Consider the following 24603-nt stretch of genomic DNA (forward strand, 5'->3'; position numbering starts at 1 on the left):
CGAAACGGAGGCCGTGATGGCTCAAACCGCTCATACCGATCACTTCGCGAGCTTCGCGGAGTTCTATCCCTTCTACCTCGCGGAGCATCGCAATGTGGTCTCACGGCGGCTGCATTTTGTCGGCTCGCTCGGCGTGATCGGCTGTCTGGCCATGGCGCTCGCCACCGGCGACTGGCTCTGGCTGCCAGCCGCGCTTGTCAGCGGTTATGGGTGCGCGTGGATCGGGCATTTCTTCTTCGAGAAGAACCGCCCCGCCACCTTCCGGCATCCCATCTATAGCCTGATGGGCGACTGGGTAATGTTCAAGGACATCTGCACGGGAAAGATTTCGCTGTAGCGGATCGGCCGGCGGTCATTCAAGCCGTCTGATGCGGCATCGCCGAATTGCGCTCTTCGGCTTGCGCCGCCCGCGCGGCACGCGCCGAAGCGCGCGCGGCGAGCAGCGTGGCCAGCGAGACGTTCAGCTTGTCGTTCTGGAGCGCCGCCAGCAAGCTCGCGCCGTCGACCCGGGTCGATTCCAGATTGAGCTGATATTCGAGTTCCGCGCGATCGATCACAAACAGATCAAAGAGCCGTGCCACCGTCACCTGGGCCGGATTCGCCAGCAGCAGAAAATGCGGACGTTTGCCGTCCTCGTTCAGGCGCGCAATCCACTCGATCTCCTCCAGTTTCTCCAGCAGGTAGGTGGTCGTATCCATGTCGCGGCGAAGCATGCGCGCGAGATCCTGCAGCGTATAGCCGCGCTTGCCCGCGTCGCGCGCTTCGGAGAGCCGCGCGAGCATTTCGAGTGAATCGAACAGGTCGCTGCCCGCAAACTGCGGCCGGTGAAACTGGCCAATGCGGATTGCCGGCAGCGCCGAGGCCACCATCGCGCCGGCCAGCGCGATGAACCAGCTCAGGTACATCCATAGCAGGAACATCGGCACGGTGGCGAAGGCGCCATACACGGCCGTATAGGTCGGCACCCGCCGGATGTAATAGCCGAAGCCGCGCTTGGCGAGTTCGAACGCAATGGCGGCGCCCAAACCGCCCACCACCGCGTCGCGCCACTCCACCCGGCAGTTGGGCAGATAGACGTAAAGCATCGTGAAGGCGAGCGCCGTGAGCGGCAGTACCGCGCCCGTCAGCGCCCAATCGATGACGGGCGTAATGTGCTGCGCGGCGCTAAACGCCATCGAACGCGTGAACAGATAGGAGGACAGCGACAGGCTGACGCCAATCAAAATAGGTCCGAGCGTGATGATTGCCCAGTAGACCAGCACGCGCTGCGCCAGCGGACGCGGCTTGCGCACGCGCCAGATCACGTTGAAGGCGGATTCGATCGTCATCATGGTCATCACCGAGGTGACGAACAGCACGATCATGCCCATCGTCGTCAGGCCCTTGGCCTTCGAGGCGAACTGGTTCAGGTACTTGAAGATCTGGTCGTTGATCTGCGCGGGCATCAGATGGTCGGCGAGAAAACCCTGCAACGACATCTGAAACGAACCGAAGATCGGGAATGCGGTGAACAGCGCGAACGCCACCGTCGCCAGCGGCACGAGCGACAGCATGGTGGTGAACGTCAGACTGCCGGCCACCTGCGGAATGCGATCTTCGCTGCTGCGCTTCGCGGCGAATTGCGCGAGGCGTTTGAGCGTATCGAGGTCGAAACGCATTCTGGACAACAAACCCCACCTCCTTCGCCTGCATGAACCATCCACGGCAGGCGCCGGAATGCCGGAGAGCCGCCTGTGCCGTGGACCCAGCCCCTATAATACCCGTTCATCCGATGAGGCCTATGAAAGACATTCTCGTGCTCTATTACAGCCGCTACGGCGCCACGCGGGAACTCGCGCTGGCGATCGCGCACGGCGTCGACAGTGTTCCTGGCATGCAGGCGCGCCTGCGCACCGTGCCGGCCGTCTCCACGGTCTGCGAGGCCACCCAGCCCGACATTCCTTCGGAAGGGCCGCCATACGTCGAGTTGCGCGATCTGGAAGAATGCGCCGGCCTGGCGCTCGGCTCCCCGACCCGCTTCGGCAATATGGCCGCCGCACTCAAATACTTTCTCGACGGCACCACACCGCAATGGCTTTCCGGCGCGCTGGCGGGCAAGCCGGCCTGCGTGTTCACGTCCACCGGCAGCCTGCACGGCGGCCAGGAATCGACGCTGTTGTCGATGATGCTGCCGCTTTTGCATCACGGCATGCTGATCGTGGGCATCCCCTACACCGAAAGCACGCTGACCACCACGCTGACCGGCGGCACGCCGTATGGAGCGTCGCATTTTGCGCGGGCCGGCTCGGCGGAGCATGGCATTTCCGCTGATGAGAAAACGCTCGCCGTCGCGCTCGGCGCGCGCGTCGCGCGCACGGCCGCGGCCATGAGCGAACGGCCGTGAGCGTGCCAGAGGACGATCCGCGGCAGAGCACGGCGGAAGAGGCCGCGCCTACAGCGTCTCCAGCGCCGGTCACGCGCCGTCCCGGCGCCGCGCTCGGCGCGGCGGCCTCGCTCATCGCGCTGATCGTGCTCACGGTCGCCTGGGAATGGTGGCTCGCGCCGCTGCGGCCCGGCGGCACGGCGCTCGTCCTCAAAGCCGTGCCTTTGCTGCTCGCCCTGCCCGGCGTGCTGCGTCGGCGGCTCTATACGCTGCAATGGGCGTCGATGCTGATCCTTTTATATTTCGCCGAAGGCATCGTGCGCGGCATGAGCGACCGTGGCTTGTCCGCGCAACTCGGCTGGCTCGAGACCGCGCTCGCGCTGGCGTTCTTCGTCTGCGCGCTGGCTTATGTCGCTCCGTTCAAGCGGGCGGCGCGGCGCGCGAAACGGGCCGCGTAAAGGCATGAGCGGCCGCGATGCGCTCACAATTGAATGAATGCCGCATCGCTGCCGCACTGCGCCAGAACAGCAACACGCTGTAACCCCAGGCGGCCGCCCGCGTCTCATGCCTCATGCCTCATGCCTCACTTCATTGACCGACCATCATGACCGATCACGCTTCCCAACCGGCACGTCAAACCGCTTCGGCAGAAGCCGTCACCGTCTTCATCGGCGCCTGCCGCAAGGCGATCGGCGCGCCGCACGTCCTCACCGGTCCGCACGACACCGCCCCCTATCTCACCGACTGGCGCCGCCGCTACGCCGGCGCTGCTTGCGCCGTGCTGTGTCCGGCGACGCCCGCCGAGGTCGCCGCGCTGGTCAAGCTGGCGGTCGAACATCGCATCGCGCTGGTGCCGCAAGGCGGCAACACCGGGCTCGCCGGCGGCGCCACGCCGGACACGACCGGCTCGCAAGCCGTCCTGAGCCTGCGGCGCCTGAACCGCATCCGCGACATCGACCCACACAACAACACCATCACCGTCGAGGCCGGCGTGATCCTCGCCGAGGTCCAGGCGCACGCCGAACAGGCCGGCCGCCTGTTCCCGCTGAGTCTCGCCGCGGAAGGCAGTTGCACGATCGGCGGCAATCTCGCCACCAACGCGGGCGGCACCGGCGTCTTGCGCTACGGCAACACACGCGAATTGTGCCTTGGCCTCGAAGTGGTCACCGCGCAAGGCGAGTTGTGGGATGGCCTGCGCGGCTTGCGCAAGGACAACACCGGCTACGACCTGCGCGATCTGTTCATTGGCGCCGAGGGCACGCTCGGCATCATCACCGCCGCCGTGTTGAAGCTCCATCCGCAGCCGGCGGCGCACGTCACCGCGCTTGCCGCTCTCGCCTCGCCGCATGCCGCGCTCGATTTTCTCGCGCTCGCGCAACGTTTCGCCGGGCCGCTCCTGACCGGCTTCGAACTGATGTCGGATTTCTGTCTGCGCCTCGTCGGACGCCATTTTCCGCAGATGCGCTACCCGTTTGCCGAACCGCACGGACAAGTCGTGCTGCTGGAACTGTCGGATAGCGAAAGCGAACAGCATGGCCGCGCCCTGTTCGAACGCTTGATGGAAACCGCCCTCGAGAATGGTCTCGTGGAAGACGCGGTGGTCGCGGAAAATCTCACGCAGTCGCAGGCATTCTGGAGTCTGCGCGAGCACATTCCGCTTGCCCAGGCCCAGGAGGGCCTCAATATCAAGCACGATATCGCCGTGCCGATCTCGCGCATCGGCCACTTCATCGAAGCCACCGACGCCGCTATCAGTGAAGCCGTTCCCGGCGCGCGGATGGTTACCTTTGGCCACCTCGGCGACGGCAATCTGCACTACAACGTGCAGGCCCCCGAAGGCATCGAAGCGAAAGCGTTTCTCGCGGAATTCCAGAGCCCGATCAACAAGATCGTCTACGACAGCGTGCACCAGCATCGCGGCAGCATCAGCGCGGAACACGGCCTCGGCCAGTTGAAGATCGACGAAGCGATGCACTACAAATCCGACGTCGAAGTGCAGTTGATGCGCGCCCTCAAACACGCGCTCGATCCGCTGAATCTGATGAATCCCGGCAAGGTGCTACGCTAAAGGCATCCGCCCACCGCAGAGGTATCGTTCGTGAAAATTCGTGTGTTGTCCGACCTGCATCTGGAATCCGACGAGCCGGACGTGGTGCCGCACGCGCACGCGGATCTGATCGTGCTGGCCGGCGATATCCACAATCACGCAGCCGGCCCGCGCTGGGCCGCGGAAACCTTCGACGGCGCCACGCCGGTCGTCTACGTGCCGGGCAATCACGAATACTACGAGGGCGAGTTCGGCGCGCTGGAAGCGGCCATGCACGACGCGGCGGCGTCGGTGGACAACGTGCATGTGTTGAACAATAAGGCGCTGGTCGACCCGGCCGGCAAGTGGCGCGTGCTCGGCACCACCTTGTGGACCGACTTCACGCTGTACGGCGCGGACGACGAAGCGGTGACGGCATCGATTGCCGCTGCCCAGCGCTCCATGGCGGATTTTCGCGGTCTGATCCAGGTAACATGGCCACATGGCGCCTTCGGCAACACCCACGCCTCCGCAGCCCGCGATTTCACCCCGGCCGATACGTTGGCCCTGCACGCAAAAGCCCGCGCATGGCTCGAGAGCGAATTGGCCAAACCGTTCGGGGGTAAAACGATCGTCGTCACGCATCACGCGCCGCATCGGCTGAGTCTCGCCGGGCGTTACGCAGACGACCGCGCCTCAGCAGGCTTCGTCAACCATCTGCCGACGCTGGTGCGCCAGCCCGTCGCGCTATGGATTCACGGCCATACCCACAGCGCCTTCGACTACACGGTGGACGGCACCCGCGTGGTGTGCAATCCGCGCGGCCACTTCGACCGGCGCACGGGGCAACGTGAAAATCCGCAGTTCGCCTGGGACAAGATCGTCGAGATCTAGCTGCCGTGAGGCCTACGTGCAACCGCGCGAATCTCAGCGGCGGCGCGTATAGCCCGCTGCGTCGCGGCGCTCGGCGCGAATCGGGATCAGTTGCGGTTGTGCTCGCAGGTTGCGCAGGAGATCGCGCGACGCGGCAATTCCGATCAGTCCCAGCATAACCACCACGCCGATCAACAGATGCGTATCCATGAGTGCCTCTTGATTCCAGTTAAGTCAGTTCCTGCCGGCTGCCACACTGCTTGTGCCTTGCGTCTGCCGGCGCGTTGACCCAACGTTACCAAATCAAATCGGCGTGAGAAGTAAGGAAATGTTGCGGTGCCGCGCTTGTGTAACAGCATGTCATGCGCGCGCCGTCACGGCTGTCAACCAAAGCACGCGGCATTTCACGCAGCCTCAGGTGCGCGCAAACTTGCGCAACTCCGCCTGATTCGCGGCCAGCGTCGCCGGCAATTCGTCGCGCAGGAATTCGACCCAGGTGCGGATCTTCGCGTCGAGATACTGGCGCGACGGATACAGCGCATACAGATTCATCTCCTGCGACGTGTATTCCGGCATCACCCATACCAGTTCGCCGCTACGCAGGCCGTTCATGGCCGAATAGACCGGCAGAAGCCCGAGCCCCATTCCCTCACGCACGCCCACCGCCAGCGCTTCGGCCACGTTCACCTGGAAGGTCGCCGCGCCGAGCAGATGGGTTTCCTGGCCGTTAGGGCCGTCGAACGTCCATTCGTCGGTCGGGAACACCGGCGTCACCATCTGCAGGCAGGTATAGCGGCTCAGGTCCGACGGCGCCTGCGGCACGCCGTTACGTTCGAGGTACGCCGGCGACGCGCAGACAATGCTGAAGGTGCTGCCGAGACGCTGCGACACCAGCCCCGAATCCGGCAGATCCTGCGCCATCACGAGCGCCACGTCGTAGCCCTCGTCCAGCAGGTCGGGTACGCGCTGCGCCAGCGTCAATTCAATATGCACCTCCGGATAGCGCTGCTGATAACGCCTGACGGCCGGCACCACGTAGTGCTGACCAAAACTCGTCATGGCGTGGACCTTGAGCTTGCCGGAGGGTCGGGCGTGAGCGTCGCTCGCCTCGGCTTCCGCCTGATCCACGTAAGCGAGAATCTGCTCGCAGCGCTGCAGATAGCGCTCGCCGGCCTCGGTGAGGGCGATGCGGCGCGTGGTGCGATTCAGCAGGCGCGTCCGCAGATGCGCTTCGAGATCCGAAACCGCGCGCGAGGCATACGCGGTGGTGGTGTTCAGGTGCTGCGCGGCACCGGTGAAACTGCCTGCTTCGACGACTCGGACAAATACGCGCATGTTTTGAAGCGTATCCATACATATCCTTATTGGGACAGGGGCGATTGTTACACGTTTCGTAAGAGCGATTGTCTCAGCATCCGTAAAAATGCCTTGCATCTTTACGGGTTATTCGGGAATCGATCGAAAAATATAATAACGCACAGGATTCTTTAGTCAATTAAGGGGGAAATCGTGCAGTCTCCGGTACAAAAAGGGGTCGCCGCACTCGCGGTTCTTACGATCTCACTAACAATCGCCGGATGCTCCAGTACCGGAGGCCTCGCCCCGCAAGACCGTCAAACCACGCCCTCGACGCTGGACGCCGGCGCCGCCATCCGTGCCGCCGACACCGAGGCGCAATGGCCCGCCGCCGACTGGTGGCGCGCCTATCACGATCCGCAACTCAACGCATGGATCGAGTTGGCCGAAGCCGGTAATCCGACGCTCGCGGTGGCGCAGGCGCGGGTGCGCGAAGCACAGTCGATGGCCGGGGTCGCGCGCGCGGCGTTGGCGCCGCAGGTCAACGGCAGTCTGTCGCTCGAGCGCCAGCACTGGCCGGATAACGTCTACTACGGCCCGGGCCCGCTGTCCGACGCCAACACCTGGGACAACACCGGCGCGATCGGCCTGTCCTATCACCTCGACCTGTGGGGCAAAGACAAGAACGCTGCCGAACGCGCGCTCGACGCCGCCCACGCCAGCGCCGCCGACGCCCGCGCCGCGCAACTCGAACTCGAAGCGAACGTGGTGCGCGCGTATATCGGCCTGTCGTTGAATTACGCGCTGCTCGATATCGCCCATGCCACGCTCGCCCAGCAACAGCAGATCGTCGATCTCGCCACCCGCCGTCTGAAAGGCGGCCTCGGCACGCAACTCGAAGTGAGCCAGGCTGAAACGCCGGTACCCGAATACGAACGCCAGATCGACGCGCTCGAAGAGCAGATTGCGCTCGGCCGCAACCAGTTGGCGGCGCTGGCCGGCAAGGGACCGGGCGCGGGCGACCCGATCACCCGGCCGACGCTGGCGCTGAACGCGCCTGCCGGCCTGCCTTCGGCGTTGCCCGCGGAACTGCTTGGCCACCGGCCCGACATCGTCGCGGCACGCTGGACCGTGGCGGCGCAGGCACGTGGCATCGACGTCGCCAAGGCCAACTTCTATCCGGACATCAACCTGCTGGCGTCACTAGGCGGCGAGGCCGCGGCGGGCCCGTTGTTCCAGTTCCTGCGTGCGGCGAACGGCGCGTGGACGGCCGGGCCGGCCATGTCCCTGCCGATTTTCGACGGCGGACGGCTGCGCTCGGAACTGGGCGTCGCGGATGCGGGCTACGACGTAGCGGTCGAACAGTACAACCAGGCCATCGTCAGCGCGCTGAAGGACGTGGCCGACCAGGTAGTGCGAATCCGCTCGCTTCAGACCCAGGAAAACGACGCCGAGCGCTCGGTGGCGGCGGCGCGCAAGAACTACGATCTTTCGAAGGAAGGCTACCGGCGCGGTCTGACGGATTACCTGAACGTGCTGGTCGCTCAGAACCAGCTGCTGCGCGCGCAGGAAGGCGTGGCACGCGTCGAGGCGCAGCAGCTGGGCGCCCACGCCTCGCTGATGACGGCGCTCGGCGGCGGCCTCGCCGAGCCGGCGGATAGCCCGCAGCCGGATGCGACACTACCCGCGCACGGCAAGGTCAAGGGCAACAGCAAGGACAAGGACAAGGACAAGGACAAGGACAAGGGCGACGGCACCGGCAGCGCAGCGGCGCTTGCGGCGACGGGCGGCGGCGCTTCCGCCTCACCGGCTGCAGTGCGATAAACCCGGAACCGCTCATGTCCGCCAATCCCTCCTCCGCTCCACGCGAACCGCTCGGCTTTGCGGCGCTCTACGCAGCCGCCGCCGACTGGGCGCGCACCGACGGCCTCGCGTGGATCTACGTCTTCAAGGCGTTGACCGCCGCGTTTCTCGCGCTCGGCATCGCCATGAAGCTCGACCTGCCGCAGCCGCGCACGGCGATGACCACCGTGTTCATTCTGATGACGCAACAAAGCGGCCGCGTGCTTGCCAAAAGTTTCTACCGGATCTGCGGCACGCTGGTCGGGCTCGTCGTGATGCTGGTGTTCATCAGCCTGTTTTCTCAGCAGCCCGAACTATTTATTCTCGCCACGGCAATCTGGGTCGGCATCTGCACTGCCGGCTCCGCGCGCAACCGCAACTTCCGTTCGTATGGCTTCGTGCTGGCCGGCTACACGGCGGCGCTAATCGGCATTCCGGCCTCGCAGAATCCCGATGGCGCCTATATGTCGGCATTGACGCGGGTGGCCGAGATCACGCTCGGCATCGTCTGCTCGGGCGCCGTTAGCGCGCTGCTGTTTCCGCAGCACGTCGGCGAGCAGATGCGCACGACCGTGCGGGCGCGCTTCAGCGGCTTCGTGGAATATGTCTCGGCGACGCTCGCGGGGCGCATCGACCGCGCGCAGATCGAGGCCACCAATGCGCGCTTCGTCGCGGACATCGTCGGCTTCGAGACGACCCGCAGCGTCGCCGTATTCGAAAGCCCCGACTCGCGGATGCGAAGCGGCCGGCTCTCGCGCCTGAACAGCGAATTCATGACTGCCGCGACGCGTTTTCACGCGCTGCATCAGTTGCTGAACCGCCTGCACGATGCGCAGGCCACCACGGTGATCGACGCGTTCGAGCCGTATTTCAAGGAGATCGCGCCGCTGCTGCACAAGTCGGGCGAGCCGGTTTTAACCGCAGCGGATGCCGCGCAGGCCGCCGCGCAACTCGCCGCGTACAAAGCCGAATTGCCACAGCGCGTGCGCGCGACGCGCGCCGAACTGGAAGCGCGCACCGAGTCCGCCGTGCGGATGCTCGACTTCGATACCGCCTCGGAACTGCTGTACCGCTTCATCGACGATCTGCACGCCTACGCCGCCACGTATGCGTCGCTGGCTGTGGACACGCACGAACGCGAACGCTGGGTCGAACGCTACACGCCGAAAACCAACGCGCTGGCGGCGGCCATCGGCGGGCTGCGCGCGGCCTTCGTGGTGGCTCTGCTGGGCGCCGTGTGGATCGCAACGGCATGGCCGAGCGGCGTCTCGCTGGTGCTGACGGGCGCGGCGGTGTGCGCGCTGGCGTCGTCGTCGCCGTATCCGGCGCGCATGGCTTTTCATATGGGGATGGGCACGGCGCTGGCGTCGATCGTCGGGCTGGTGTTGACGTTCGGCGTGTATCCGCACATCGACGGCTTTCCGCTGCTCTGTGCCGTGCTGACGCCCTGTCTCGGCCTCGGCGTATTCATGACGACGCGTCCCAAACTGCTTGGCTACGGCTTCGGCTATTGCGTGTTTTTCTGCACCCTCGCAGGCCCCGACAACCTGCTCCACTACGACCCCACTGCGTTCATGAACGACGCAATGGCGATCGTGCTGTCGATGCTGGTGACATCCGTGGTATGCGCAACCATGTTGCCGCCCTCGACACCCTGGCTGCGCAACCGTCTGCTGATCGACCTGCGCCGCGCGGTGGTGACAACCTGTCAAGCGCGACTGACGCCCCTCACGCGGCTGCGTGCGCGCTTCGAAAGCGGCGCGCGCGACCTGGTGTTCCAGATCAACGCCCTCGCCGCCGGCGAAACCGAATTTCAGCACGACACGTTTCGCTGGCTGTTCGCGGTACTGGAAGTGGGCAACGCGGTACTCGATTTGCGCCGCGAGGTGACGACGCTGCCCGCCGAGCCACGTTACGCCGCCAATACCGCGTGGCGCGACGCCGAACGCAAGACGCGCAATGCGGTAGCGGCGTTATTCGACCAGCCGGACGCAGCACGCATGGCAGCCGCATTGTCCGCGACGTCCATAGCAACCGCCGCCGTCCAGCATGTGCTGACCGCGTTCACACCGCCGCGTGAGGAGCGCCATCAATTGCAACGTATTTTGAGTCATCTGCATTTCATTCGTACCGCGCTGCTCGATCCGCAATCGCCGCTAGGACCGCTGGTGGACAAACGGAGCGAAGCGCCAGAAGGAGTTCGCCATGCCACGTGAAGTTGCTGTGCTTGATGCGTATGTGCCGGCCATCGTGCTGCTGTTCATGGCCGGCGCTGCGCTGACCTGGCTGCTGGACCGTGCGATTGCGTACACGGGTCTGTATCGCGTGGTGTGGCATCCCAACCTGTTCCGGGCCAGCCTGCTCGTGTGTGTGTGCGGCGTGCTGGGTCTCGCCGTTTATCGTTGATCAGAGTCGAATCATGACCATCCGAAATATTCTGGGTTTCGTCGCGACAGCTATCGTGTTCATTGTCGCGCTGCTGATTGGCCGCGCCTTGTGGGTTCACTACATGGACGAGCCGTGGACCCGCGACGGACGCGTGCGCGCGGACGTCGTCAACATCGCGCCGGACGTCTCGGGCGCGGTCGTCGAATTGCCGGTACACGACAACCAGCTGGTGAAAAAAGGCGACCTGCTGATGCAGATCGATCCTTCGCACTATCAGATCGCCGTGGAGCAGGCGCAAGCAGCCGTGGCGGCACGCAAGGCCGAGCTGCAAATGCGCCGCGACGACGCGCAACGCCGCGCGGACATGGACAGCCAGGTGGTGTCGAGGGAAAGCCAGGAAAACGCGACGCATACGGCGTCGGCGGCGGAAGCGGGCTATGAGCAGGCGCAGGCGGCGCTCGACGCGGCGAAACTGAATCTGGCGCGCACGCGAGTAGTGTCACCGGTGGATGGCTACGTGACCAACCTGAACGTATTCCAGGGCGACTACGCGACAGCGGGCGCGGCGAAACTCGCCATCGTGGATAGCCACTCGTTCTGGGTGTATGGCTATTTCGAAGAGACGAAGTTGCCGCACGTCAATATCGGTGACAAGGCGGAAATGCGGCTCATGAGCGGCGGCGTGCTGCAGGGCCACGTCGAAAGCATTTCACGGGGCATCTATGACCGGGATAATCCGCAGAGCCGCGAGTTGCTGGCCGATGTGAATCCCACTTTTAACTGGGTGAGATTGGCACAGCGGGTGCCGGTGCGGATTCAGATTGATCATGTGCCTGAAGGGATGGTGTTGTCGGCGGGGACTACTTGTACGGTTATTGTTAAGCGGGGGTGATTTTTTGCCTTGCGGGGCGCTTTGGTTGTCGTGTTTCTGGCTGTTTTGGCCTTTCCTTGCTGTGTTATTGGTTTGCCTGCGATGCCCCTGTGCGGGGCGGCACTTACTTTCTTTGCCGCCGCAAAGAAAGTAAGCAAAGAAAGCGGGCTTCCAACCGCCAGCCTGTAGGTGTCCGCCTCTTATGTGATGCCGGAGTGGTCCGAAACGAGACCTTCCCTCGCATTTCCCCGCCCTGGTGACACGGGGCTCATTCATCCCGCGAGCACACTTCGTGTGCCGCGGATGGGTCTGCCGGATTGCAGGCTTCGTTCGCGGCGGGCAGAAGGTGCCAGGCAAAATTCGCAAAAGCACCGGCCACCCATTTGATACGAACTACTAACGAAGTTTGACCACGAACAAAAGTTGGCGGCCGAAGAACCCGTTATGCCCGACGGCGGGGCGCGCAGCGCGACGCCGGAACGGATGAGCCCTGTGTCATTAGGAGTTGGAGGCGCGAGGGCACGTCTCGTTTTGGGCCGTTTCCCGTTGCAGACCGGGACGGCTCACTACCGACTAGCGGTGTGAGCCCGCTTTCTTTGCTTACTTTCTTTGCGGCGGCAAAGAAAGTAAGTGCCGCCCCGCACAGGGGCAACCCAGGCAAACCAATAAGACTGCAAGGAAAGGCCAAAAACAGCCAGAACAACCACCAAAGCGCCCCGCAAGGCAAAACCCCCTACACCTTTAACCTAAACCTCCCCACCATCACCTTCAAAGCCTGAGCCTGATCATCCAGCGACCGCGCAGCGGCCGTAGCCTGCTCCACCAAAGCGGCATTCTGCTGGGTCCCTGCATCCATCTGCGTCACAGCGAGATTGATCTCCTCGATCCCCGAGCTCTGCTCGGCAGACGCCGCCGAAATTTCTCCCATGATGTCCGTGACGCGCTTCACCGCTTTCACCACCTCGTCCATCGTCTGGCCGGCATCCTGCGCCAATGTCGAGCCGTTGCTTACGCGCTCCACCGATGCGCTGATCAAGCCCTTGATCTCCTTGGCCGCCGCCGCGCTGCGTTGCGCCAGATTGCGCACTTCCGCGGCCACCACCGAGAAGCCGCGCCCCTCTTCGCCCGCGCGCGCCGCTTCGACGGCCGCGTTCAGCGCCAGAATATTGGTCTGAAACGCGATCCCTTCAATCACGCCGATGATGTCGCCGATGCTCTTCGCGCTGTCGTTGATCTCGCTCATCGTCGCCACCACGCGCCCCACCACCGCGCCGCCCTTCTCCGCGATCTCCGAGGCATTATTCGCTAGCGTGCTCGCCTGCTTCGCGTTGTCGGCGTTTTGCCGGACGGTCGAGGTCAATTCCTCCATGCTGCTCGCCGTGCGTTCCAGCGCCATCGCCTGCTGCTCGGTCCGCTGCGACAGGTCGAGGTTGCCCATCGAAATCTCGCCCGAGGCCGTCGCGATCGCATCGGCGCTCGCGGCAATGTCGGAGACCGTCGTCGAAAGTCCGCTTTGCATGTCGTGCAGCGCCGCCAGCATGCTCGAATGATCGTTACGCGCCAGGGCAATCCGGTTCGACAGGTCGCCGGCGGCGATCCGGCTCGCGATCTCCTTGGCATACACCGGCTCGCCGCCGAGCTGGCGTGCGAGCCGCCGCACCACCGATTCGCTGACGACAAACGCCAGCACGATCAACCCGACCGTCATCGCGGCGATCATCACGAACGACGAGTGGTAAATGAAGGCCGAGGCCGCGATGGTCGCCTTCGCGGCGACGCTGCGCTGCTCGACCAGCGCGTCGACCATCTTTTCGAGCTTTTCGGTTTCCACCAGCAACGACACGTCCTGCATGCCGACCTGCCAGTTCATCTGCGAGAGGTCGAGCGGCTGCGCCTTCACCAGCGTCACGAAATCGCGCAGGTGGCCGCTCCAGGCCGTCACGGCGGCGGCGAACTTCTTCTGCTGCTCGACCTGGGCGGCGTCCGACGTGTCCACATAGGTTTGCAGCGTGCCCATCTGGGTGGAAATGCCGGCGAGACCCTTGTCGATGTCCGAACCGAGTTCGTCGCGCTCCTTGGCGGTGGTCGCCGTCAGCAGCATCTTTTGCGCGCGGCTTGCCCGCAGCACGTAGCCGCGCGCCTCCTCCGCCGCCCGGCTGGCGACGTGGCCCTGGTCGTAAATGGATTGCGCGGATGCATTGAGGCGGCCGATCTGCAGCAGCGAAAACACCCCGATCGCCAGCGTGCCGACCAGCAGCACGGCAAAGGCGAGCCGCAGCATAGCCTTGACGGATAAACCCTTGAGCCGCCCCACCGGCCTGTGTGCCGGCGTTGGGCCGCCTACCGGCTCGCCGCTCGCCACAAATCCCACGCCAGTCTGGCTACCCAGCGATACTGCTTTCATATTTGGTCCCCACGTATGACCTGCCGGAAGGTTGGCACCGGCAATGCTCTTTATCTCACCGGGTCTACGGCATCCGCGACCGCAATCTTTAATGCCGCCGTCGCGCAACGCCGCGCCCGCCGTGCGTCTTCACCTTCTTAATCCCGCCCCGCGAGCGTTTTATACACGGTCAAAATTCGCCCCGGCGGCGGTGGCGGCAATTTGCAGGGCCGCGGCAAACATGACAGACAGATGTCCACGCGCCCCATCGAGGTGCCTATTTTTGCCGAATTGATGTCCGGTTCGCGACAAAAGTTGTCCGAACATTTCACGCGAGCCACATTACACTTCGTGAAAGACGCAAAAAGCGCCGGTCGCCGTGTCGAAATGCCGCACCAGGTAAATCCGGCTCTCACCACCTTTTTCTCCTTTTTTCAAGCGTATGGAATCGAGCCTCGACAAAAACGCCCTGGCCGCCGCTGCGGCAAGCTCAGCCGGTGCCTCGGCGCCGCCTCTCGCCGCCAAAGCTCAGCGCACCGTCTACTCGGTGCTCGGCGCGATCAGCTTCTCGCATCTGATCAACGACATGATCCAGTCGCTGATCCTCGCCATTTATCCAATGCTGAAGGCCAATTTCGCGCTGTCGTTCGGGCAGATCGGCCTGATTACGCTGACCTACCAGATCACCGCGTCGCTGCTGCAGCCGCTGATCGGCATTTATACGGACAAGCATCCGAAGCCGTATTCGCTGCCTGTCGGCATGGGCTTTACGCTTGCCGGCCTGCTGCTGATGTCGGTGGCGCCGAGTTTCGGCATTCTGCTGGTGGCGGCGGCGCTGGTCGGCTGCGGCTCGTCGGTTTTCCATCCGGAGTCGTCGCGGGTCGCGCGGATGGCGTCGGGCGGTCAGCACGGCCTCGCGCAGTCGCTGTTCCAGGTGGGCGGCAACGCCGGTTCGTCGCTCGGACCGCTGCTCGCCGCGCTGATCATCATTCCGCACGGCCAGCGCAGCATCGCGTGGGTGTCGGTGGCGGCGCTGGTGGCAATCTTCGTGCTGACGCAGATCGGCCGCTGGTACAAGCGTCATCCGGCCGTCAAGAAGGCCAAGGGCGCCCAGGCCGGGCATGCGACGCTGTCGCGCAGCCAGGTGCTGTTTGCAATGGGCGTGCTGGTACTGCTGGTGTTTTCCAAGTACTTCTATCTGGCCAGCATCAATAGCTATTTCACCTTTTATCTGATCGACAAGTTCCATCTGCCGGTGCAGGCCGCCCAGGTCCATCTGTTCGTGTTCCTCGCCGCGGTGGCCGCCGGCACCATCATCGGCGGTCCGATCGGCGACCGGATTGGCCGCAAGTATGTGATCTGGGTGTCGATCCTCGGCGTCGCGCCGTTCACCCTGCTGCTGCCATACGCCAATCTGTTCTGGACCGGCGTGCTGACGGTGGTGATCGGCGTGGTGCTGGCTTCGGCCTTCTCGGCAATCCTCGTCTACGCGCAGGAACTGATTCCCGGCAAGGTCGGGATGGTGGCCGGGCTCTTCTTCGGCTTCGCGTTCGGGCTCGGCGGGATCGGCGCGGCGGTGCTCGGCCAGCTCGCGGACGCGACCAGCATCCCCTACGTCTACAAGGTCTGCTCGTTCCTGCCGCTGATCGGCGTGCTGACGGTGTTCCTGCCGAATATCGAAGGCAAGCGCGCCAAAGCCTGAACCAGCCAAACGCGAGGGTGACGAAAAAGGCGCTGCGGCGCCTTTTTCCATTGACGACGCCCCTATGGTGAACCCGCGTTGTCCACGCGGGCGGCCCTGCTCTATGCTTGTGCGGAGCCTACCCATTCCGCCGCAGAAAGGATCGCCGATGAGCCGTTACCGCGAGTTCCACCGCCGTTCCATCGAAGACCCCGAAGGCTTCTGGCGCGACGAGGCGCGGCGCATCCATTGGGAGACGCCGTTCGACACGGTGCTCGACCGCTCGAATCCGCCGTTCGCGCGCTGGTTCGTCGGCGGCCGGACCAATCTGTGCCATAACGCCGTCGACCGCCATCTGGCCGAGCGGGCGCAGCAGAACGCGCTCGTCTATGTGTCGACGGAGACCGGCATCGAGCGGCGCTACACGTATGCCGAGCTGTACGCGGAAATCAACCGCATGGCCGCGGTGATGCGCTCGCTCGGCGTGAAACCTGGCGAGCGCGTGTTGCTTTACCTGCCGATGATCCCCGAAGCGGTGTTCGCGATGCTCGCCTGCGCGCGGCTGGGCGCGATTCACTCGGTGGTGTTCGGCGGCTTCGCGGCGCCGAGCCTGGCCGCGCGCATCGACGATGCAAAGCCGGCGCTGATCGTCACCGCCGACGCCGGCGCGCGCGGCGGCAAGGTGATCGACTACACGCCGCTCGTCGACGAAGCGCTGGCCCGCGCGCAGCACAAGCCGCCGCACGTGCTGCGGATCGACCGCCAGCTCGCGCCGGAACGTCTGAATGCCAGTTACCTCGTCGATTACGAACCGCTGCGGGAGCAGTTTTTCGATGCCCACGTGCCGTGCGAATGGCTCGAATCCAACGAGCCGTCGTATGTGCTTTACACCTCGGGCACGACCGGGCGGCCGAAGGGCGTGGTGCGCGACGTCGGCGGCTACGCGGTCGCGCTCGCCGCGTCCATGGAGTACATCTACGAAGGCCGCGCGGGCGACACGATGTTCACCGCCTCGGATATCGGCTGGGTGGTCGGCCATAGCTACATCATCTACGCGCCGCTGATCCCGGGACTCACCACGGTCATGTACGAAGGCACGCCGATCCGTCCGGACGGCGGCATCTGGTGGCGACTCGTCGAGCAGCATCGGATCAACCTGATGTTCACCGCGCCCACCGCCCTGCGCGTGCTCAAGAAGCAGGATCCGGCGCTGCTGAAGAAGTCCGACCTGTCGAGTCTGCGCACGCTGTTTCTGGCCGGTGAGCCGCTCGACGAACCAACCGCCTCGTGGATTGCCGACGCGCTCGGCAAACCGGTGGTCGACAACTACTGGCAGACCGAAACCGGCTGGCCGATGCTGGCGATCCAGCGCGGCGTCGAAGCCCTCACGCCGAAACTCGGCTCACCGGGGCTGCCGGTCTACGGCTACAACCTGACATTGCGCAACGAACAGACCGGCGAAATCTGCGCGCCGGGCGAGAAAGGCGTGATCACGCTCGGCTATCCGCTGCCGCCGGGCTGCATGTCGACGGTATGGGGCGACGACCGGCGTTTCGTCAGCACCTACTGGTCGAGCGTACCGGAACACCAGCTTTATTCGACCTTCGACTGGGGCATTCAGGATGGCGACGGCTACGTGACGATCCTCGGCCGCACCGACGATGTGATCAACGTGGCGGGCCATCGACTCGGCACGCGGGAAATCGAAGAGGCGCTGTCGAGCCATCGCGCCGTAGCGGAGGTCGCGGTGGTGGGCGTGGCCGATCCGCTGAAGGGCCAGGTGGCGATGGCCTTCGCCGTGCTGCGCGATGCCGACGCTTATGCGGCAGACAAGGCGCGCGTCAAGCTGGAGGCCGACCTGATTGCGACGGTGGATCGTCAGCTCGGCGCGATTGCACGGCCGGCGCGGGTGCATGTGGTGTCGATGCTGCCGAAGACGCGCTCCGGCAAACTGCTGCGGCGCGCGATCGCGGCGCTGGCGGAAGGTCGCGAGCCCGGCGACCTGCCGACCATCGAAGATGCCAGCGCCTTGCAACAGGTGCGCGACGCGCTGGCCGCGAGTGAATCCGCGAAGAAAAATTAACGGACGGCGGCAGCGGCGCGCGCCGCTAAAAACCGCTTGAGAACACCGTTCGAATAGGTCCCGGCAATCTCGGTGAGGAACGACGTGAACGAGGCGGGCGCGTGCGCGTCGGCAGTGTCCGAGATGGTTCGCACGATCGCGCACGGCACGCCGTATTCGTGACACACCTGGGCAATCGCCGCCCCTTCCATTTCGACGGCCAGCGCGTCGGGCAGCGCCTCGCGCAATGCCGCGACCGCCGCCGCGCTGGCGACGAACTGATCGCCGCTGATGATGAGCCCGCGATGCACCCGCGGCAGTTGCGTGCCGAAGCGGGCCGCGAGCGCGCCGCCCTCTTCCGCGACAAACTTCTCCACCGCCGCCGCAAGCTGCCCGGCCAGCGCCTCGTCCGCGGCGAAGCGGCCGATGCCGAGCAACGGCACCTCAAAGCGCGGAAACAGCGGCGAGGCGTCGAGATCGTGTTGCGTCAAGGTATCGGCGACGACGACGTCGCCAATCCGCACCTCACGCCCCACCCCGCCGGCGACGCCTGTGAACACCACCGCCTCGACATCGAACGCATGAATCAGCGCGCTGACCGTCGCCGCCGCGGCCACCTTGCCGATGCGCGCGAGCGTCACGACGCACGGCGCGCCGTGCACGGTGCCGAGATGATAGTCACGGCGACCGTGCGTGACCGTGCGCACGCCGGACTCGGCGCGCATGGCCTCGATCAGATCGCCCAGTTCCTGCGGCAACGCCGCCATTACGCCCAGCGGACGACGCGCGTCCCCCGCCCCGTTCTGCATTGTGTTCATTCGACCGCCTGCAGTTTGGCGACAGCAAGCGCCAACCACTTCTCGCCGTGCCGCTTGAATTTGACCTGGGCCTTGGCGTCCGCGCCGCCGCCTTCCAGCGCGGTGATGGTGCCTTCGCCGAACTTGGTGTGGAACACCTGCTGGCCGACCCGGAAGCCGCTTTCGGCCGCGCGCTGTTCGTTGGCGAAAGCCGGCAGCGGCGCCGAGGTGGTCGACGCGGGCCCCGTGTAACCGGGACGCGCGAACCAGTCGCGGCCATAGCCGGCGTTATCCGACCGGCCGCCCCAGCGCGATCCCGCTTCGACCTTGGGCGTGAGCCACTTGAGCGTCTCCTGCGGCAGTTCGTCGAAGAAGCGCGAACGGATGTTGTAGCGCGTCTGGCCGTGCAGCATCCGGCTTTGCGCGAACGACAGATACAGCCGCTCCTTGGCGCGCGTGATCGCCACATACATCAGGCGGCGCTCTTCTTCGAGACCGTCGGTTTCCATTGCGCTGTTCTCGTGCGGGAACAGGCCCTCTTCGAGACCGGTGATGAACACGGCAGTGAACTCGAGCCCCTTCGCCGCGTGGACCGTCATCAATTGCACGGCTTCCTGGCCGGCCTGCGCCTGGTTGTCGCCGGCTTCGAGCGAGGCGTGCGAGAGGAAGCCGGCGAGCGGCGTCATCGTGTCCGGGTTTTGCGCGGGGTCGGTGAGGTTCGGCGCGTCGAGGACCACGGTGTTCGGGTCATCCGTTTGCGTCACCAGCTCCGGTGCGGAAGTCGCGCCCGGACGCAGCGGAATGGAGCGCGCCGGCGTATCGAGCCCATAGCCTTCCTCGCTGACGAACGCCGCCGCCGCGTTGACCAGTTCCTGCAAGTTTTCGAGGCGGTCCTGGCCTTCGCGCTCGGTCTGATAAAACTCCGACAGACCACTCGCCCGCACGACATATTCGACCGTCTCGGGCAGACTCATCTGCTGCGTTTCCGCGCGCATCTTGCCGACCAGATTGGCGAAGCTGGCGAGACTCGACCCCGCTTTGCCCGCCACATACGGAATCGCCGCGGCCATCGAGCAGTTGTAGAGCCGCGCCGCATCCGCGAGCTGCTCGATCGAGCGCGCACCGATGCCGCGAGTCGGAAAATTGACGACGCGCGAAAAGGCGGTGTCGTCATTCGGGTTGTCGATCAGGCGCAGATAGGCAAGTGCGTGCTTGATTTCCTGGCGCTCGAAAAAGCGCAGACCTCCATACACGCGATAGGCGATACCGGCGTTCACCAGCGTGTGTTCGATGGTGCGCGACTGCGCGTTGCTCCGGTACAGCACGGCGACTTCGCTGCGCGAGGTGCCGGTGTTGATGAGCGCCTTGATTTCCTCGACGATCCAGCCGGCTTCCTGGGTATCGGTGGCGGCTTCATAGACGCGCACCGGCTCGCCGTGGCCCGCATCGGTACGCAGGTTCTTGCCCAGACGCCGCGAGTTATTGGCGATCAACTGATTGGCCGCATCGAGGATGTGGCCGTGCGAACGATAGTTCTGCTCCAGCTTGATCAGATGGCGGACATTGAACTCCTGTTCGAAGTCGCGCATGTTGCCGACGTTCGCGCCACGAAAAGCGTAAATGGACTGATCGTCGTCGCCGACCGCGAAGATCGAATTGGTTTGTCCGGCCAGCAGCTTGAGCCACGCGTACTGCAGCTTGTTGGTGTCCTGGAACTCGTCGACGAGGATGTGACGAAAGCGCGCCTGATAATGCGCCCGCAGCGGCGGATTGTGCGCGAGCAGTTCGAAGCAGCGCAGCAGCAACTCGGGGAAATCGACCACGCCTTCACGCTGGCACTGCTGGTCGTAGGCTTCGTAAAGTTCGACGAACTTGCGGTTGAAGTTATCGGTAGCGTCGACGTCTTTGGGACGCAGGCCCTGCTCTTTGGCGTTATTGATGAAGTACTGGAGATTTTTCGCCGGATATTTTTCGTCGTCGATGTTCAAGCCCTTCATCAGACGCTTGATCGCGGAGAGCTGGTCGGCGGTGTCGAGAATCTGGAAGGTGGCGGGCAAGGCGGCGTCACGGTGATGCGCGCGCAGCATGCGGTTGCACAGGCCGTGGAAGGTGCCGATCCACATGCCGCGCGTATCGATGGGCAGCAGCGCCTGCAGGCGCGCCATCATTTCGCGGGCGGCTTTATTGGTGAACGTTACCGCGAGGATCGTGGCGGGCGACGCCAGGCCTTGCTGGATGAGCCACGCGATGCGGGTAATGAGGACACGGGTTTTGCCGCTGCCCGCGCCGGCCAGAATCAGCGCCGGTTCATTTGGCAGCGTGACCGCTGCGTGTTGTTCGGGGTTCAGGTTATTGAGGAGTTCGGGCATTTTCCAGGGGGGTCGGCGGCGGTTCGTTCGTCATTATAAGGTTTGGGGGTGGGTTTGGTTTTTGCCCTCGGGTGGGGGTTGTGCCTGCGGCGCCTTGGTTTGGGTTGGTTGCCCTGCGGCGTTGGCCTTTCCTTGCGTTCTTATTGGTTTGCTGGCGTTGCCCCTGTGCGGGGCGGCACTTACTTTCTTTGCCGCCGCAAAGAAAGTAAGCAAAGAAAGCGGGCTGCAACCGCCAGCCTGTAGGTGTCCACCACTTACGCAGCCCCAGAGTGGTCCGCGCACGAAATGACCTCTCGCACCGCCGCTGACTTTGACAAAGGGCTCATTCATCCCACTCCGCACTGCGTGCGTCGCGGTCGGGTCTGCTCAGGAAAGCCGCCCGTGGGTCCCGCGGCCGCCGAACCGGGTGTTATGCCCAGCGGCGGCGCGCAGCGCGACGCCGGAACGGATGACGGCCTTGTCACTACCGCGTGTGGCGCGAGGACAGATTTCGTGCGCGAACCACTCCGGTTTGATGCCAGCGGTGGACACCTACAGGCTGGCGGTTGCAGCCCGCTTTCTTTGCTTACTTTCTTTGCGGCGGCAAAGAAAGTAAGTGCCGCCCCGCACAGGGGCAACGCCAGCAAACCAATAAGAACGCAAGGAAAGGCCAAAACAGCCAGAACAACCACCAAAGCGCCGCAGGCAAACCTCCCCCCAGGCGCACCGCTTATAATCGACAATTCCACAGAATCAGCGCAGACCACGAACAATGAGCGACACCACGCTTGCCAAGAGTTTCGAACCCCACAATATCGAAGCCCAATGGGGCCCGGAGTGGGAAAAACGCGCCTACGCCGCGCCAGCGTTCGCGGCAAACGCCAAAAACTTTTCGATCCAGCTTCCGCCGCCAAACGTCACAGGCACCCTCCACATGGGCCACGCCTTCAACCAGACGATCATGGACGGCCTTACCCGCTACCATCGGATGCTCGGCGAAAATACCCTGTGGGTCCCCGGCACCGATCACGCCGGCATCGCCACCCAGATCGTCGTCGAACGCCAGCTCGACGCCCAGAAGATCTCGCGCCATGACCTCGGCCGCGAAAAGTTCGTCGAACGCGTCTGGGAATGGAAGCAGCAGTCCGGTTCCACCATCACGAGCCAGGTGCGGCGCCTCGGTGCGTCGATTGACTGGTCACGTGAATACTTCACCATGGACGACAAGATGTCCGCCGCCGTGCGCGACGTGTTCGTCCGTCTGTATGAACAGGGCCTGATCTATCGCGGCAAGCGTCTCGTCAACTGGGACCCGGTCCTGATGACCGCCGTCTCCGACCTCGAAGTCGCCAGCGAAGAAGAAAACGGCCATCTGTGGCACATCCAGTACCCGCTCGCCGACGGCTCGGGCCATCTGACGGTGGCCACCACCCGGCCGGAAACCATGCTCGGCGACGTCGCCGTGATGGTTCATCCCGAGGACGAGCGCTACGCCGCCCTGATCGGCAAGATGGTCAAACTGCCGCTTGCCGACCGTGAAATCCCCGTCATCGCGGACGATTATGTCGATCGCGAATTCGGCACCGGCGTCGTCAAGGTCACCCCCGCGCACGATTTCAACGACTATCAGGTCGGTCAGCGTCACAAGCTGCCGCAGATCGAAATCCTCACGCTCGAAGCGAAAATCAACGACAACGCGCCCGAAAAGTATCGCGGTCTCGATCGTTTCGAGGCGCGCAAGCAGGTGGTCGCTGATCTCGAAGCCATCGGCCTGCTCGAGTCCGTCAAGCCGCACAAGCTGATGGTGCCGCGCGGCGACCGTACCGGCGTCGTGCTCGAACCCATGCTGACGGACCAATGGTTCGTCGCCATGAGCAAGCCGGCGCCCGAAGGCACCTTCAACCCCGGCAAGTCGATCGCCGAGGCCGCGCTTGACGTGGTCCGCGACGGCCAGATCCGCTTCGTGCCGGAAAACTGGACTACCACGTACTATCAGTGGCTCGAAAACATCCAGGACTGGTGTATCTCGCGCCAGCTCTGGTGGGGCCATCAGATTCCGGCCTGGTACGGTGAAAACGGCGAAATCTTTGTCGCCAAAACCGAGGAAGAAGCCCGTGCGCAAGCCACTGCCCAAGGCTATGACGGCGCCCTGAAGCGCGACGAAGACGTGCTCGACACGTGGTTCTCGTCCGCGCTGGTGCCGTTTTCGTCGCTCGGCTGGCCGAACGACACGAAGGAACTGGCAGCCTTTCTGCCGTCGTCGGTGCTCGTCACCGGCTTCGACATCATCTTCTTCTGGGTCGCGCGGATGGTCATGATGACCGCCCATTTCACCGGCAAGGTGCCTTTCGACACCGTCTATGTGCACGGTCTGGTGCGTGACGCCGAGGGCCAGAAGATGTCGAAGAGCAAGGGCAATACGCTCGACCCCATCGATATCGTCGACGGCATCGGTCTGGATGCGCTCGTCGCCAAGCGCACCACCGGGCTGATGAACCCGAAGCAGGCGGCGTCGATCGAGAAAAAGACCCGCAAGGAATTCCCCGACGGCATCCCCGCCTTCGGTACCGACGCGTTGCGTTTCACCATGGCGTCGATGGCCACGCTCGGCCGTAACGTCAACTTCGACCTCGCCCGCTGCGAGGGCTATCGCAACTTCTGCAACAAGCTGTGGAATGCCACCCGCTTCGTGCTGATGAACTGCGAAGGCCACGATTGCGGCTTCGGCAAACCCGCCGACGCCTGCGGCCCGAATGGCGAAGGCAACTGCGGCCCCGGCGCCTATCTCGACTTCTCGCAGGCGGACCGCTGGATCGTCTCGCACCTGCAGCGCGTCGAAGCCGAAGTGGCCAAGGGGTTTGCCGACTATCGCTTCGACAATGTGGCAAACGCCCTATACAAGTTCGTCTGGGACGAATACTGTGACTGGTATCTCGAACTCGCCAAGGTGCAGATCCAGAACGGCGCGCCGGAACAGCAACGCGCCACCCGCCGCACCCTGTTGCGCGTGCTCGAAACCGTGCTGCGCCTTGCGCATCCGGTGATTCCGTTCATCACCGAGGCGCTATGGCAGAAGGTGGCGCCGCTTGCCGACCGTTACCCGCAAGGGATGGCCGAGGGCGAAGCCTCCATCATGGTGCAGCCGTATCCGCTGGCGGATACGGCCAAACTGGACGAATCCGCCGAGCAATGGGTAACCGATCTGAAAGCCGTGATCGACGCCTGCCGTAACCTGCGCGGCGAGATGAACCTGTCGCCCGCCACCAAGGTGCCGCTGCTCGCCACCGGCAACGCCGAACGCCTGCGCACCTTTGCACCTTACGCCCAGGCGCTGGCCCGATTGTCGGAAGTGCAGATCATCGCCGACGAAGCCACGCTCGACGCCCAGACACATGGCGCGCCAATTGCTATCGTAGGCAATGACAAGCTGGTGCTGAAGGTGGAAATCGATGTCGCAGCCGAACGCGAACGCTTGTCAAAAGAGATTGCGAGATTGGGCGCTGAAGTGTCGAAATGCAATGCAAAGCTGCAAAATGACAGCTTTGTCGCAAAAGCCCCGCCCGCAGTCGTTGAGCAGGAGCAGAAAAGGCTGGCAGAATACGAAACGACCATCGGCAAGCTGAACGCGCAACTCGCGCGACTGCCAGCCTGATTGACGCTCCATGCCTGTGCTC

18 protein-coding genes are annotated in these 24603 nt (G+C 64.2%); 12 read left to right on the forward strand and 6 right to left on the reverse strand.

Going from position 1 to position 24603, the window contains the following annotated elements; translation table 11 throughout:
• Positions 1-16 precede the first annotated feature (16 nt).
• On the forward strand, positions 17-337 hold the full coding sequence (locus FQ755_RS20840; protein WP_144156671.1) for an Mpo1-like protein: 321 nt from the start codon (positions 17-19) through the stop codon (positions 335-337).
• Between the two features lie 19 nt (positions 338-356).
• Here FQ755_RS20840 and FQ755_RS20845 read toward each other — a convergent pair whose 3' ends face one another.
• Positions 357-1658: a YihY family inner membrane protein gene (locus tag FQ755_RS20845; protein WP_186308619.1), complete on the reverse strand. Its 1302-nt coding sequence runs from the start codon at positions 1656-1658 to the stop codon at positions 357-359.
• Between the two features lie 122 nt (positions 1659-1780).
• Between FQ755_RS20845 and wrbA the strand changes: the two genes are divergently transcribed.
• From wrbA to FQ755_RS20865, 4 genes are all read left to right on the forward strand, one after another.
• Positions 1781-2383 (forward strand): NAD(P)H:quinone oxidoreductase, encoded by a 603-nt coding sequence (gene wrbA, locus FQ755_RS20850; RefSeq protein WP_144156672.1) that lies wholly within the window; start codon positions 1781-1783, stop codon positions 2381-2383.
• A gap of 2 nt (positions 2384-2385) precedes the next feature.
• A complete protein-coding gene (locus FQ755_RS20855) occupies positions 2386-2820 on the forward strand; it encodes a DUF2069 domain-containing protein (RefSeq protein ID WP_144157087.1) in 435 nt (144 codons plus the stop codon).
• A gap of 146 nt (positions 2821-2966) precedes the next feature.
• Entirely contained in the window at positions 2967-4430 is a 1464-nt protein-coding gene (locus tag FQ755_RS20860) for an FAD-binding oxidoreductase (RefSeq protein WP_144156673.1), read from the forward strand.
• Between the two features lie 30 nt (positions 4431-4460).
• Positions 4461-5282, forward strand: a complete 822-nt coding sequence (locus tag FQ755_RS20865; RefSeq protein WP_144156674.1) for a metallophosphoesterase — start codon at positions 4461-4463, stop codon at positions 5280-5282.
• Between the two features lie 33 nt (positions 5283-5315).
• On the opposite strand, the gene FQ755_RS37545 is transcribed toward FQ755_RS20865, so the two are convergent.
• Together FQ755_RS37545 and FQ755_RS20870 are read right to left on the reverse strand one after the other, a co-directional pair.
• Positions 5316-5471 carry a hypothetical protein gene (locus FQ755_RS37545; RefSeq protein WP_186308613.1) on the reverse strand — a complete coding sequence of 52 codons (156 nt, stop codon included), beginning with the start codon at positions 5469-5471 and terminating at the stop codon, positions 5316-5318.
• A 204-nt stretch (positions 5472-5675) separates the two neighbouring features.
• A complete protein-coding gene (locus FQ755_RS20870) occupies positions 5676-6614 on the reverse strand; it encodes a LysR family transcriptional regulator (RefSeq protein ID WP_144156675.1) in 939 nt (312 codons plus the stop codon).
• A 156-nt stretch (positions 6615-6770) separates the two neighbouring features.
• Here FQ755_RS20870 and FQ755_RS20875 point away from each other — a divergent pair, with 156 nt between their 5' ends.
• Genes FQ755_RS20875 through FQ755_RS20890 form a run of 4 tightly spaced genes read left to right on the forward strand, consistent with a single transcriptional unit; the run spans position 6771 to position 11679 of the window.
• On the forward strand, positions 6771-8381 hold the full coding sequence (locus FQ755_RS20875) for an efflux transporter outer membrane subunit (protein WP_144156676.1): 1611 nt from the start codon (positions 6771-6773) through the stop codon (positions 8379-8381).
• Positions 8382-8395: 14 nt separating this feature from the next.
• Positions 8396-10615: an FUSC family protein gene (locus FQ755_RS20880; protein WP_144156677.1), complete on the forward strand. Its 2220-nt coding sequence runs from the start codon at positions 8396-8398 to the stop codon at positions 10613-10615.
• Positions 10605-10805, forward strand: coding sequence for a DUF1656 domain-containing protein (locus FQ755_RS20885; protein ID WP_144156678.1), 201 nt, complete (start codon positions 10605-10607; stop codon positions 10803-10805). Before FQ755_RS20880 ends, FQ755_RS20885 begins: the two co-directional genes overlap by 11 nt.
• 13 nt (positions 10806-10818) lie before the next feature.
• A complete protein-coding gene (locus FQ755_RS20890) occupies positions 10819-11679 on the forward strand; it encodes an HlyD family secretion protein (protein WP_144156679.1) in 861 nt (286 codons plus the stop codon).
• A gap of 712 nt (positions 11680-12391) precedes the next feature.
• Here FQ755_RS20890 and FQ755_RS20895 read toward each other — a convergent pair.
• Entirely contained in the window at positions 12392-14062 is a 1671-nt protein-coding gene (locus tag FQ755_RS20895) for a methyl-accepting chemotaxis protein (protein ID WP_144156680.1), read from the reverse strand.
• 421 nt (positions 14063-14483) lie between these two features.
• Between FQ755_RS20895 and FQ755_RS20900 the strand changes: the two genes are divergently transcribed.
• Together FQ755_RS20900 and FQ755_RS20905 are read left to right on the forward strand one after the other, a co-directional pair.
• Complete coding sequence (locus FQ755_RS20900; RefSeq protein ID WP_144156681.1) at positions 14484-15743, forward strand: MFS transporter; 1260 nt, start codon at positions 14484-14486, stop codon at positions 15741-15743.
• 148 nt (positions 15744-15891) lie between these two features.
• On the forward strand, positions 15892-17805 hold the full coding sequence (locus FQ755_RS20905; RefSeq protein WP_144156682.1) for a propionate--CoA ligase: 1914 nt from the start codon (positions 15892-15894) through the stop codon (positions 17803-17805).
• On the opposite strand, the gene FQ755_RS20910 is transcribed toward FQ755_RS20905, so the two are convergent.
• Both FQ755_RS20910 and FQ755_RS20915 read right to left on the reverse strand, forming a co-directional pair.
• The gene (locus FQ755_RS20910; RefSeq protein ID WP_144156683.1) at positions 17802-18602 is read right to left on the reverse strand and encodes a 5'-methylthioadenosine/adenosylhomocysteine nucleosidase; all 801 of its coding nucleotides are present in this window, start codon (positions 18600-18602) and stop codon (positions 17802-17804) included. The two genes, FQ755_RS20905 and FQ755_RS20910, sit on opposite strands and share 4 nt — an antisense overlap.
• Complete coding sequence (locus FQ755_RS20915) at positions 18599-20950, reverse strand: UvrD-helicase domain-containing protein (protein ID WP_144156684.1); 2352 nt, start codon at positions 20948-20950, stop codon at positions 18599-18601. Before FQ755_RS20915 ends, FQ755_RS20910 begins: the two co-directional genes overlap by 4 nt.
• Positions 20951-21701: 751 nt before the next feature.
• Between FQ755_RS20915 and FQ755_RS20925 the strand changes: the two genes are divergently transcribed.
• Positions 21702-24581: a valine--tRNA ligase gene (locus FQ755_RS20925; protein ID WP_144156686.1), complete on the forward strand. Its 2880-nt coding sequence runs from the start codon at positions 21702-21704 to the stop codon at positions 24579-24581.
• Positions 24582-24603: the final 22 nt, after the last annotated feature.

It is taken from the genome of Paraburkholderia sp. BCC1885, assembly GCF_900996235.1.
Classification (GTDB): Bacteria; Pseudomonadota; Gammaproteobacteria; order Burkholderiales; family Burkholderiaceae; genus Paraburkholderia.

Excerpts from the sequence above, each read along its gene's own strand:
- FQ755_RS20840 (WP_144156671.1), top strand. The coding sequence starts at position 17 with ATGGCTCAAACCGCTCATACCGATCACTTCGCGAGCTTCGCGGAGTTC.
- FQ755_RS20845 (WP_186308619.1), bottom strand. The coding sequence starts at position 1,658 with ATGCGTTTCGACCTCGATACGCTCAAACGCCTCGCGCAATTCGCCGCG.
- wrbA (WP_144156672.1), top strand. The coding sequence starts at position 1,781 with ATGAAAGACATTCTCGTGCTCTATTACAGCCGCTACGGCGCCACGCGG.
- FQ755_RS20860 (WP_144156673.1), top strand. The coding sequence starts at position 2,967 with ATGACCGATCACGCTTCCCAACCGGCACGTCAAACCGCTTCGGCAGAA.
- FQ755_RS37545 (WP_186308613.1), bottom strand. The coding sequence starts at position 5,471 with ATGGATACGCATCTGTTGATCGGCGTGGTGGTTATGCTGGGACTGATC.
- FQ755_RS20870 (WP_144156675.1), bottom strand. The coding sequence starts at position 6,614 with ATGGATACGCTTCAAAACATGCGCGTATTTGTCCGAGTCGTCGAAGCA.
- FQ755_RS20880 (WP_144156677.1), top strand. The coding sequence starts at position 8,396 with ATGTCCGCCAATCCCTCCTCCGCTCCACGCGAACCGCTCGGCTTTGCG.
- FQ755_RS20885 (WP_144156678.1), top strand. The coding sequence starts at position 10,605 with ATGCCACGTGAAGTTGCTGTGCTTGATGCGTATGTGCCGGCCATCGTG.
- FQ755_RS20890 (WP_144156679.1), top strand. The coding sequence starts at position 10,819 with ATGACCATCCGAAATATTCTGGGTTTCGTCGCGACAGCTATCGTGTTC.
- FQ755_RS20895 (WP_144156680.1), bottom strand. The coding sequence starts at position 14,062 with ATGAAAGCAGTATCGCTGGGTAGCCAGACTGGCGTGGGATTTGTGGCG.
- FQ755_RS20900 (WP_144156681.1), top strand. The coding sequence starts at position 14,484 with ATGGAATCGAGCCTCGACAAAAACGCCCTGGCCGCCGCTGCGGCAAGC.
- FQ755_RS20905 (WP_144156682.1), top strand. The coding sequence starts at position 15,892 with ATGAGCCGTTACCGCGAGTTCCACCGCCGTTCCATCGAAGACCCCGAA.
- FQ755_RS20910 (WP_144156683.1), bottom strand. The coding sequence starts at position 18,602 with ATGAACACAATGCAGAACGGGGCGGGGGACGCGCGTCGTCCGCTGGGC.
- FQ755_RS20915 (WP_144156684.1), bottom strand. The coding sequence starts at position 20,950 with ATGCCCGAACTCCTCAATAACCTGAACCCCGAACAACACGCAGCGGTC.
- FQ755_RS20925 (WP_144156686.1), top strand. The coding sequence starts at position 21,702 with ATGAGCGACACCACGCTTGCCAAGAGTTTCGAACCCCACAATATCGAA.